Genomic DNA, 9,954 nt, shown 5'->3' with positions numbered 1-9,954 from the left:
CGGGCAGGGCGGCGGCTGGGGCGGCCGCAGCGCCGTCGCCGGGGGAGGCGCTGCCGCGAAGGGGCTGCGCCCGCGCCTGAAGCTCGAGCCGTTCCTCGCGGCGAGAGGGTCGCCGAACGCGCTGCAGGTGCTGTCCAAGTGGCCGCAGGTGCTCGCGCGCGTCAAGGAGGAGCGGGTGACGGTCCACGCCTGGCTCGTGGACGGGGAGCCCGTCTCCTACGCGGACGACACGGTGCTGGTCGCCTTCCGGAATACGATTCACCGGGAGACGACCGAGAAGCCGGCCAACAAGCAAGTGATCGAAGGGGTGCTCTCCCAGACGCTCGGCCACCCGACGCAGCTGGCCACCCTCACGCAGAAGGAGTGGCAGGAAGCCGCGTCCGCGGGCGGCCGTGGCGAGGAGGCGGCGGCCGAAGAGCTTCGCCTCGAGCCGGAGGACGGCGGCGAACCGCCGCGCGAGCCTCTGGTCGAAGAGGCGCTCCGGCTGTTCGGAGAAGAGATCGTAGTCATTAAAGACGATTAGGAGGCATATTTTCCATGAACAACATGAACCAAATGATGAAGCAAGTGAAGAAGATGCAGGAGCAGATGCTCAAGGCCCAGGAGGAGCTCGGCAGCAAGACGGCCGAAGGCTCGGCGGGCGGCGGCGTCGTGACCGTGCAGGTGAACGGCCACAAGAAGGTGCTCAGCATCTCGATCAAGCCCGAAGCGGTCGATCCGGACGACGTGGAGATGCTGCAGGATCTCGTCCTGACGGCCGTCAACGACGCCCTGGCGAAGGCCGACGAGATGGCCAACGCCGACATGGGCAAGTTCACCGGAGGCATGAAGATCCCCGGACTGTTCTAATCAAGCGAATCCGGCCGGCTCCCGGACGGGCGGCGCGAAGCCGCTCCTCTCCGGCGAGCCGGCCGGCATTCGGAGGAGATTGAAGCCCTTTGTTCTACCCCGAACCGATCGCGAAGCTGATCGACTCGTTCTCCCGCCTTCCGGGCATCGGTCCCAAGACGGCCGCCCGGCTGGCGTTCCACGTTCTGCGCATGAAGGAAGAAGACACGATCGACTTCGCGAAGGCGCTCGTCAACGTCAAGCGGCAGCTGACGTACTGCTCCGTCTGCTGCAACATCACCGACTCCGACCCGTGCCGGATCTGCTCCGACAAGACGCGGGACGTCTCCGTCATCTGCGTCGTGCAGGAGCCGAAGGACCTCGTCGCGATGGAGCGCACCCGGGAATTCGGCGGTCTCTACCACGTGCTGCACGGAGCGATCTCGCCGATGGACGGGATCGGCCCCGACGATATCAAGATCGCGGAGCTGCTGCGGCGGCTTAGCGACGAGAGGGTGCAGGAGCTGATTCTGGCGACGAACCCGAATATCGAGGGCGAAGCGACCGCGATGTATCTGTCGCGGCTCGTGAAGCCGTTCGGCATCAAGGTGACGCGGATCGCCCACGGGCTGCCGGTCGGCGGCGATCTCGAGTACGCCGACGAAGTGACGCTGTCCAAGGCGCTCGAGGGACGGCGCGAACTGAACTGATTCTTTTTTATCGGACTCCGGTATCTTGACCGCTTGCTCTAGACGAACGCAGGAATTGCGATCTTGGCAGCGGCCCGGATATACGATAGAGAAAAGACGCCTTCGCCAGGCGTCTTTTTCTATGACGGGCTTATGAACTGTAACGGACCCGCATTCTTATTTGGCCGTATTTCGGTTTCATTTTCGCAGGGTGATCGTGAAGATCGTCTTCTCCTCCTCGTCCCCGCTCAGCCGGATCGTGCCGCCCATCTTCTCCGTGATTCGCATCGCGATGGACAGCCCGAGACCCGTGCCGCCTTCCGCCGAACGCGACGGATCCCCCCGCACGAACGGATCGAAGATCGTCCCCCACAGCTCCTTCGGAATGCCGCGTCCGTTGTCCGCGACGACGATCTCGACCCGGTCGCCCGCGTCGCAGAGCCCGATCCGCAGCCTTGTCCCCGGCGGATTGTGCTGAAGCGCGTTGGAGAGCAGGTTGTGGATGACCCGGGTCAGCGGCTCCGGATCGAACACGGCGTACGTGCCCGTATCCGGAATGGCGACCACGAGCTCGAAGTCTCTCCGCTCGATCTCCCCGTAGGCGTCGGCGACGACCTCCCGCAGGAATTCGCCGATCTCCCGGCGCTCCGCCTTCACCACGTAATCCGGCGAATCGAGCTTCAGCAGGTCGAGCATGTGCTGGATGAGCAGCGAGACCCGTCCGGACTTCTGATGGATGTAGTTCAGATACCGCTTCTGCCGCTCCGGGTCGTCGACCCTTCCTTCGTGCAGCGCCTGGGCGTAGCCCTGGATGCTCGTGATGGGCGTCTTGAGATCGTGCGACAAGTCGACGATCAGCCGCTGCTTGCTCTCCTCCGCCCTCCGCTTCTCGAGCGTCGTCCTCTCGATCATGTCCGCCATGTAGTTGAACGCGTCGCGAATCTGCGTGAATTCCTTCTCCGCCTCGATGGAGATGCGGGTGCTGTAATCGCCCTCGATCATGCGGCCAAGCCCGTACGAGAGCTTGTTCAGGGGCTTCCGGATGCGGCGGGCCACCCAATAGCTGTAGATGAAGATGAGGAAAAGCAGAAGGGCGATCCACAGAATCAAATAAATAATGATCCGGTTGTTGAAGTACATAAGAAAATAGGATTCGCTCGGGTACACGTCGATGGCGACCTTCTCTCTCGGCAGCTTCAGCAGCAGGTAGCGGGCCTCCCTGCCATCTTCGATCGTCGCGGCGGAGTAATAATACGGCTGGCTCTCCGAATTGCCGAGCAGAGCGATCAGTTGGGATTCGGTGTAGGTCCGCAGGTCGTCCTTCTTGACCCCTTCGACGGCGACGACGCGCCGGTCTTCGTCCAGCTTCTCCAGCCAGCCCCCGGCTTCAAGCAGGAGGCGAACCGACTTCTCGCTCCGCGCCCCGGACACGTAGTCGCTCGCGCTCATCTTCATGTCCGTACTCATCTCGGTGTAATTGCCGGAGGTGAGGGAGAAGTCGATCGCGACCGCGGCGATGGTGGCGATGACGAGCAGCCACAGCGCCAGGTTGAACCAGAAGAAGTCCAGGATGAGGGACGTGTGCAGCCTTCTTTTTTTTCTAAGATCGCGGAGGCTCTTTAGGAACTTCAATTTTGTATCCCAACCCTCTTATCGTCTTCAGATACGCCGGCTGCTTGGGATCCCGTTCGATCTTCTCCCGGATATTGCTGATGTGGACCATGATCGTGCTGTCGTCGTAGGCGTAATAATCGTCCCAGACGGATTCGTAAATCTTCTTGCGGGTGTAGAGCTTGCCCGGCTGCTCCATGAGCAGGGCGACGATCTTGTATTCGGTCGAGGTGAGCGGAACCGGCTGGCCGGAGCGGTACAGCAGGCAGCCGGTCCGGTCGAGCTCCAGCTCCCCCACGACGACGTTCGCTTCCTCCTCGGGGGAGGAGGAAGCGGTGTCGAACTCGTACGTTCTGCGCAGGAGCGCCTTGACCCGGGCTTGAATCTCGAGCGGGTTGAAGGGCTTCGCCATATAATCGTCCGCTCCGAGGCCGAGGCCCCAGATCTTGTCGTAATCCTGGCTGCGGGCCGACAGGAACAGCACCGGCAGGCGGTTCGACTCCCGGATCTTGGCGATCAGCTGGAAGCCGTCCATGCCGGGCATCATGACGTCCAGAATGGCGAGGTCGATCTTCTGCTCCCGCAGCAGCGCCAGCGCCTCGGCGCCGTTCGCGGCCGCGTAGATGCGGTAGTCCTTCTCGAGGTAAAGCCGAAGCAGTTCGATGATCTCCGGTTCGTCCTCCACGATCAGAATCCGGTACATCCGGGCGGTTCCTCCTTCTCTCTCTTAAGGCCGATCGCCCGCCGGTCCGGTCCCGGCCGGGCCGATTCCCGACGGGCCGACCGCCGTCCGCCGCCGGCGCGGTCTCGCTGCGCCGTTACTTGCTCTCGATCTCGACGGCCTGGCCATCCTTCAGCCCGTGCTGGCCGGACACGACGAGCGTGTCCCCGACGTTCAGGCCGGACCGAATCTCTTGGTAGATGCCGTTGACCCGGCCCAGCTCGACCTTCTTCTTCGCGGCCTTGCCGCCGCTGACGACGAATACGCTCGTCTCCTCGCCGTCGCGGACGACGGCGAGCGACGGAACGGCGACGACCGTCTCTTCCTCGGGGGTCGTCAGCTGCACGCGCACCCGGGCTCCCGGCTTCAGGGCGCCGCTTGCGTTGTCGGCCTCCAGCTCGAGGTCGTACGTGTTCGTGCTCGGGTCCGGCAGGTCGGACAGGCGGACGACCCGGGCCTTGGCCGGACTCTTGCCGTCGTCGGAGGCGATAAGCATCTCCTTCTTATTACGCGCGAGATCGATCGTCGCTTCGGTCAGCTTCACCTTCACCTTGACCTTGCTGACGTTCTGGACGACTCCGAAGACGGCCCCGGGGGAGACGTACGCTCCCGCGTCCGTCTTCACGCCGGTCAGGACGCCGTCGGCCGGCGCCTTGATCTCGTACTGCTGCAGGGCCAGCTCGGCCGCCTTCAGCGACAGCCGCGCGTTGTCCACCGCGGATTGGGCCGAAGCGATGGAGCCCTTCGCGTCCAAGCCCTGGAGCTGCTTCTTGTAGATGTCGAGGTTGCGCCGCGCGTCGGCCGCGCCGGCCTCGTCTCCCGCCCGCTGCAGCTCCTTCAGCTGATCCTCCAGCTTGGAGATGTTCGCTTCCAGCTGCAGGCGGCTCGAGTCGAGCTCCGCCTTCGAGCTGGCCAAGGCTTGTTCCGCGCTGCGCAGCCCCAGCTCGGCCTTCTCGCGCTCGAGGGCGGCGGTGGCGTCCTCCAGCCGGGCGATCACGTCCCCTTGCCGGACGCGGTCGCCGTTGCCCTTCAGCAGGGACAGCATCGTCCCGCCGGCCTGGGTCACGATGTCGAAGCGGACGGACGCGCTCACTTCGCCGATCTGCTCGCGCGGATCGCCCATGCTGATCCGCGCGACGGGTTCGACCTTCACGCGGTTGCTCGCGGAGGACGCTTCCGGCGTCGGGTTCGGCGCCGCTTGCGACGTGCAGCCGGCGAGCAGGGCTCCGGCCGTCAGCAGCAGGATGGAGAGCTTGGCCAAGCCGTTGGCCGGCTTGCGGCGATTCGTTGCGTTAGCGTTCATGATTATTCGTATCCTCCTCGGGCGTATCACATCGGAATTCCTTCAGGGGCGTCCGGCTGCGGCTTGCGTCCGGACAGGCGGCGGCCCCACTTGGACTTGAACGTCTCGATCCATTCGTACGCGACGGGGACGACGACGAGCGTCAGCAGCGTCGAGGTGATCAAGCCGCCGATCACGACGACGGCCAGCCCCTTCGAGATCAGGGTGCCGTGGGAGAAGCCGAGCGCCAGCGGGATCATGGCGGCGATGGTCGCCCCGGCGGTCATGATGATCGGCCGCAGGCGAACCTTCCCGGCCTCGATCAGAGCGTCGCGGGGCGACTGGCCTTCCCGCCGAAGCTGCTGGGCGCGGTCCAGAAGCACGATCGCGTTGGTGACGACGATCCCGATCAGCATCATGAACCCGATCAGCGAAGTGATATTGATCGATTCCCGGGCGACCAGCAGGCCGAACAGTCCGCCGATGACGGCCAGCGGCAGGGAGAACAGGATCGCCAGCGGCGTGCCCGCGTTGCCGAAGCAGAGCACCAGAATCAGATAGACGATGGCGACGGCCACGGCCATGGCGGCGAACAGCTGCGAGAAGCTCTCGTCGATGTCCTCGCTGACGCCTTGAAGCTCGGTCGCGACCCCTTGCGGAAGCTCGAGTTCGGCCAGCTCGGCCGAGACCTTGGCGCTGATCGCGGCCTTGTTCGGCGAGTCGATCGAGGCGGTAACCTTGACGAGCTGCTTCTGCTTCTCCCGCTGCAGCGCGAGAGGCGCCTTCTCCTTGGTCAGCTTGGCGACGTCGCGGAGCAGCACCGTCTCCCCGGTCGACGATTGCAGCGGCATCCGGCCGAGCTTCTCCAGGCTGTCGATGTCCCCGGGGGCCAGTCCCACGGTCATCTTATAGACGACGTTGTCGAGACGGATGTCGCCGAGCCGCTGCTTGGCGTTGAAGGCGGCCGCGGCGCCGCGGATCTGCGCCGGGCTGAGCCCGAACTGCCGGGCGCTCAGCGGGTTCACGGAGATCTGCACCTCCGTCTTCGCGTCGCCGAGAGAGTCCTTGACCTCCTTGATCTCCGGGAACTCCCGAAGCTTGCCCTTCACGAGAGCGGCCGCTTGCTCCAGCGCCTGCTGGTCTTCGCCGTACAGGGCGTAGGAGAAGTCCGTCGACGTGTAGCCGCTGCCGCCCGCGAGGGAGCCCGGCAGGACGACGGAGCCCTTCGGAAGAAGCGCGGCGATCCGGGCTTCGTATTGCTCCTTGAGCGCTTCGGGGTCCGAGTTCTCGCTCGCCTCCGTCACGATCTCGATCGCGTAAGGGACGCGCTCGTCGCCGAAGTCGTAGCCGACGAGGGCTTCGACGAACGTGAACGCCGGCTGCCCCTTCGTATCCTTGGCTTCGCGAAGCAGCTCCTCGATCTGCTTCGCCTGCTGGTCGGTGCTCTCGAACGGCGTCTCGTACGGGAGCTTCACGCTGAAGTTCATCTGCCGTTCGGTTCCGCTGTCCGGCAGGAAGGCGACGGGCAGATTCGGGACCGTCACGAAGATCGTCATCACGAACAGCGCTCCCGACAAGAGCACCGTCTTAATGCGGTGATTCAGGCACCAGACGAGGATGCGCTCGTAGAAGGTCAGAATCTTGCCCGAGCCGTGCTCTTCGGCGTGGGCGTGCTTGGCGTCGCCGCGCAGCACCATGAGCTTGGCCATCATCGGAATGACGGTGAGGGCCACGAGCAGGGAAGCGAGCAGCGCGCAGGCGACCGTGAAGGCGAACGGACGGAAGAACCCTCCGACGATTCCGCTGACGAACGCGATCGGCAGGAAGACGCCGGCCGTGACGAACGTCGACGAGCTGATCGCCATCGCCACTTGCCGGACGGCGTACAGCACGACCGACTCGTTCCTTTTCTGGGCCCGCTGCAGGTTCGCGTAGATGCTCTCGATGACGACGATGCTGTCGTCCACGATCCGCCCGACGGCGATGAACATGCCTCCGAGGGACATAATATTCAAGGTGATGTTCATGTAATGCAGCAGAATGAGCGTGATGAGAATGGACAGCGGAATGGACACGATGACGATCAGCGTCATCCGGACGTTCCGCAGGAACAGCAGAATCATCAGGGAGGCGAGCGCGATGCCGATCAAGCCTTCGCGCAGCAGCCCGCTGATCGATTCGTTCACTTCGTCGGCGCTGTCGTAGGCCTTCTCGAACACGATGTTCGGATGCTTGTTCTCCCATTCCTCGATCAGCCGGTTCGCCTCGTCGGAGAAGTCGACCGCGTTCGCGGAGCTGGCCTTGTACAGATTGATGCCGATGGCGGGCTTGTCGTCGAGCCGGGCGATGAACGCCGATTCGGAGACCGCCTTGACGTCGGCGAGGTCCTTGAGCAGAAGCACTTGCCCGCCGGGGGCGTTGATCTCCAGCGTCTCGAGAAGATAGAGGCTGTTCAGATTCCCTTTGACCCGGGCGATCTGCTTGTTGCCGTCCAGCTCGACCGTGCCGATGGAGCCTTCCGCGAGCGCGCCCTGCAGCGTATCGGCCACGTAGGACGGCGTCAGGCCGTAGGCGTTCAGCGTCTCCAGGTTCAGCTGCACGTCCAGCGTCGTCGTGCGGGCGCCGATCGAATCGATATGGTCGATCCCGCGGATCGATTCGAAGCCGGGCTTCAGCTCGGTCTCGTACAGGCGGTCCAGCTCCTCCTGGGTCATGCCGTCCTTGGCGTAGACGGCCAGGTAATAAGCCGGAATCGAAGCGTAGCCGAAGGTCGATACCCTCGGGCGCTCCGCCGAGGACGGAAGCGCGACCTCTTGAACGAGGCTGTCCAGGTCCTGCTTCTTCTTGTCGATGTCGGTGCCGTCCTTGAACTGGGCGATGATCGAGGACATGCTGTCGCTCGAGGTGGAGGAGAGAATCTTAAGGTCCTCCACGTTGGCGATTTTGTCTTCGATCGGCTTCGTGACCAGGTTCATGACGTCCTGCGGGGAAGCTTGATAAAACGTCGTCACGAGGACGACGGGGAAGGAGACGTCCGGCATGTTTTCCTTCTTGAGAGAGTTCCCCGAGTAGAGGCCGGCCCCCAGCAAAATGATAATGATGATGACCATGGCGGCCACTTTGTTCATGGCGAAGCTGATTAACCCTTTCAACCGTTAAACCTCCCGTTGCGTTCGACTCGCGGCTTATTCGCCTCTCGGGCCCGCGTCTCAACGTTCCGCCGCGATCAACCGCGGGTTCTCTTGCAGGACGGCCCGGCACCACCTCTCCGCGTCGAGGGGGATGACGTTGCGCGTCTTGGCTTCCTCCCGGCTGCGGATGACGTCCCGGGTGCGGAACAGCAGCGACTTCACCGCCGATACCGTCGTCCCCATGTCTTCGGCGATCTCCTGCATCGAGTATCCGAAGTATTCCGCCAGCAGCCAGACCCGGACGTTGCGGCTCGGCAGCCGCTCGGACAGCCATTCCACGAGGCCCAGCACCTCGGCGTAATCCGAATCCGAATGCCAGGATCGCGCGGCGGCCGGGGCGAGATTCCGCCTTCTCCGCTGCATCCGATATTGGTCGATCCAGACGTTGCGGGCGACCCGGCGCAGGAACGCCCTCAGGTCGTCCGCCGGCGTGTGGCTCATGAAATACACATAAGTTCTCAGCAGCGTCTCTTGCATCAGATCTTCGCCGTCCCAGCTGGAACGGGCCAAACAAACGCAATAGGTTCGTAGATCGTTCAGGTGGGGGACGACGAGAGACTCATAGCGGGTTGGGCCGCTCATCGGGCCGCGCCTCCTTCCGATCGCGTCGCTTCCAGTTCGGGGTCCTCCTTTGGAAAATGGTGTCTATGAAGTTACATCGATTTTACCTCATCTTTTTTAAATACGATCTTAGGGAAATCTAAAGATTTGCCGAGTTTTTATGGATAAAAATGACAATCGAAGCTCGCGAGGACGATGGATGCGCTCTCTCTATTTGTTCCTCTATCGGGGCGCGAGCGGGACGGATTCTAAACGAATCCCCTTGGACATAGAAATGGTAACGGGTTGTCTAATGCTCATGGGGAGGGGAACGCGGTGCGCGGCCATAAAAAGCTCGGTCTTGATTCGTTGCTGGGAGAGGAGAAGGCGAGACTCGTTCGGGAGATCCGGGAAGCGGAGCGGGAGTGCGCGGTGGCGCGGGGCCGCTTCGAGGAAGCCGTCGAGTTCGACCAGGTCGATTACGCGGTCTATTCGCTCGAGGCGGCGGAGAAGAAGCTGGACATTCTCATTCGGAAAGCGAAGCTTCTGTGGGGGCAGGAGGGTCCCGAGGCGCGGACGGCGCAGACTGTATGGGCGGAGCGGGGGACGTACCGATGAGAACGATGTGGCTCGCCCTGTTCGTCGCCTCGTCTTGCGGCCTCCTATACCTATTAATAAGGCGCAAAATTCCCGGCGGCTGGTTCACCCGGTTCGGGACCCATCTCGTCTTGTCTGCGCTCGCGATCTACGCCATCAACTTCTCCGGTCTGGCGACGGGCTGGTACGTTCCGCTGAATCCGGGCACCATCGGCACGGTCGCCGTTCTAGGACTGCCGGGGATCGGGCTGATCCTCGGAGTGCAGCAGCTGGTGCTGTCATAAAATTCATTTCGGAAATGCGCGAAAAAGCGATTGACGCGAACGGCGCGAATGTGATACATTAACTCTCGCGCCTACGAGGCGCACGATAAATCGCAGGCGGGACGGAAGCGAATTGGAAGGAATTACTTGTTGCAATGAGCTGACCGACTGTGATATATTATGAAGGTCGCTGTTACGACGGCGACGATGTAAGACGAACGAACTTGTTCCT

At 62.9% G+C, this 9,954-nt stretch carries 9 protein-coding genes and 1 pseudogene; 5 read left to right on the top strand and 5 right to left on the bottom strand.

Annotated elements, in window-relative coordinates; genetic code table 11:
* The 3 genes and pseudogenes from H7B90_RS31850 to recR form a co-directional block, all read left to right on the top strand.
* Positions 1-523, top strand: a pseudogene (locus H7B90_RS31850) (DNA polymerase III subunit gamma/tau); the annotation flags it as partial.
* 14 nt (positions 524-537) lie between these two features.
* Complete coding sequence (locus H7B90_RS31845) at positions 538-849, top strand: YbaB/EbfC family nucleoid-associated protein (RefSeq protein WP_185139934.1); 312 nt, start codon at positions 538-540, stop codon at positions 847-849.
* Positions 850-938: 89 nt separating this feature from the next.
* Entirely contained in the window at positions 939-1,538 is a 600-nt protein-coding gene (gene recR, locus H7B90_RS31840) for a recombination mediator RecR (protein ID WP_185139933.1), read from the top strand.
* A gap of 177 nt (positions 1,539-1,715) precedes the next feature.
* Here the strand turns inward: recR and H7B90_RS31835 are convergent, their stop codons facing one another.
* The 5 genes from H7B90_RS31835 to H7B90_RS31815 form a co-directional block, all read right to left on the bottom strand.
* Positions 1,716-3,149 carry a sensor histidine kinase gene (locus H7B90_RS31835; protein ID WP_185139932.1) on the bottom strand — a complete coding sequence of 478 codons (1,434 nt, stop codon included), beginning with the start codon at positions 3,147-3,149 and terminating at the stop codon, positions 1,716-1,718.
* Positions 3,118-3,831, bottom strand: a complete 714-nt coding sequence (locus tag H7B90_RS31830; protein ID WP_185139931.1) for a response regulator transcription factor — start codon at positions 3,829-3,831, stop codon at positions 3,118-3,120. Before H7B90_RS31830 ends, H7B90_RS31835 begins: the two co-directional genes overlap by 32 nt.
* 115 nt (positions 3,832-3,946) lie before the next feature.
* Positions 3,947-5,152 (bottom strand): efflux RND transporter periplasmic adaptor subunit, encoded by a 1,206-nt coding sequence (locus tag H7B90_RS31825; RefSeq protein WP_185139930.1) that lies wholly within the window; start codon positions 5,150-5,152, stop codon positions 3,947-3,949.
* A 26-nt stretch (positions 5,153-5,178) separates the two neighbouring features.
* Positions 5,179-8,283: an efflux RND transporter permease subunit gene (locus tag H7B90_RS31820; protein WP_260411374.1), complete on the bottom strand. Its 3,105-nt coding sequence runs from the start codon at positions 8,281-8,283 to the stop codon at positions 5,179-5,181.
* 57 nt (positions 8,284-8,340) lie between these two features.
* On the bottom strand, positions 8,341-8,904 hold the full coding sequence (locus H7B90_RS31815) for an RNA polymerase sigma factor (RefSeq protein ID WP_185139929.1): 564 nt from the start codon (positions 8,902-8,904) through the stop codon (positions 8,341-8,343).
* Between the two features lie 294 nt (positions 8,905-9,198).
* Between H7B90_RS31815 and H7B90_RS31810 the strand changes: the two genes are divergently transcribed.
* Together H7B90_RS31810 and H7B90_RS31805 are read left to right on the top strand one after the other, a co-directional pair.
* Complete coding sequence (locus H7B90_RS31810; protein ID WP_185139928.1) at positions 9,199-9,480, top strand: DUF2508 family protein; 282 nt, start codon at positions 9,199-9,201, stop codon at positions 9,478-9,480.
* Positions 9,477-9,743, top strand: a complete 267-nt coding sequence (locus tag H7B90_RS31805) for a pro-sigmaK processing inhibitor BofA family protein (protein ID WP_185139927.1) — start codon at positions 9,477-9,479, stop codon at positions 9,741-9,743. Before H7B90_RS31810 ends, H7B90_RS31805 begins: the two co-directional genes overlap by 4 nt.
* The last annotated feature ends 211 nt before the right edge of the window (positions 9,744-9,954 follow it).

It is taken from the genome of Cohnella xylanilytica, from assembly GCF_014212175.1.
Lineage (GTDB): Bacteria > Bacillota > Bacilli > Paenibacillales > Paenibacillaceae > Cohnella > Cohnella xylanilytica.
Note: the sequence above shows the minus strand (reverse complement) of the source record. Positions and strands in the feature narration are given on the sequence as shown.

Bases quoted from the DNA above. Each gene is read 5' to 3' on its own strand.
- H7B90_RS31845 (WP_185139934.1), top strand. From the start codon at position 538: ATGAACAACATGAACCAAATGATGAAGCAAGTGAAGAAGATGCAGGAG.
- H7B90_RS31830 (WP_185139931.1), bottom strand. From the start codon at position 3,831: ATGTACCGGATTCTGATCGTGGAGGACGAACCGGAGATCATCGAACTG.
- H7B90_RS31805 (WP_185139927.1), top strand. From the start codon at position 9,477: ATGAGAACGATGTGGCTCGCCCTGTTCGTCGCCTCGTCTTGCGGCCTC.
- H7B90_RS31825 (WP_185139930.1), bottom strand. From the start codon at position 5,152: ATGAACGCTAACGCAACGAATCGCCGCAAGCCGGCCAACGGCTTGGCC.
- H7B90_RS31815 (WP_185139929.1), bottom strand. From the start codon at position 8,904: ATGAGCGGCCCAACCCGCTATGAGTCTCTCGTCGTCCCCCACCTGAAC.